Source organism: Pseudomonas sp. FSL R10-1350, from assembly GCF_009600525.1.
Classification (GTDB): Bacteria; Pseudomonadota; Gammaproteobacteria; order Pseudomonadales; family Pseudomonadaceae; genus Aquipseudomonas; species Aquipseudomonas helleri.
Map to the genome: position 1 here is coordinate 1 of NZ_WIVR01000205.1, position 341 is coordinate 341.

Here is a 341-nt window from a genome sequence, read left to right on the forward strand (position 1 = left end):
GGTGCTGGAGCGGCGTCCAGATGAACGCTCGGCGATGCCACTTCAATGCCTTCAAAGCTGCTTTCTGGCAGGTCGAAGTCTGCCGCGAACTCAGGCTCTTCTTCCAGCGCCCGCGCCATACGCGCATGGCGCTCGGCCGCTTGCTGGGCCTTGCGCCGACGTACCAGCAGCAGCAACAAGAGCAACAGCAACAAGACCGCTGCACCACCCACGGCGGCTGTCAGCATCGGGCTGGCGAGCAGGTCCTGGATGTTGCGTTCATCACTGGGCGTATCGCCCGGTGCCGGTGCGACCGCGGTTGCCGGCGCCCCTTCGGTGGCCGGGGCGATGTCGTCTTCAGG

Annotated in this window: 1 pseudogene; it reads right to left on the reverse strand. The window is 66.0% G+C overall.

Features of this window, described 5'->3' with window-relative positions:
• Positions 1 to 341: pseudogene (locus GHO25_RS26270) on the reverse strand (peptidoglycan-binding protein); the annotation flags it as partial.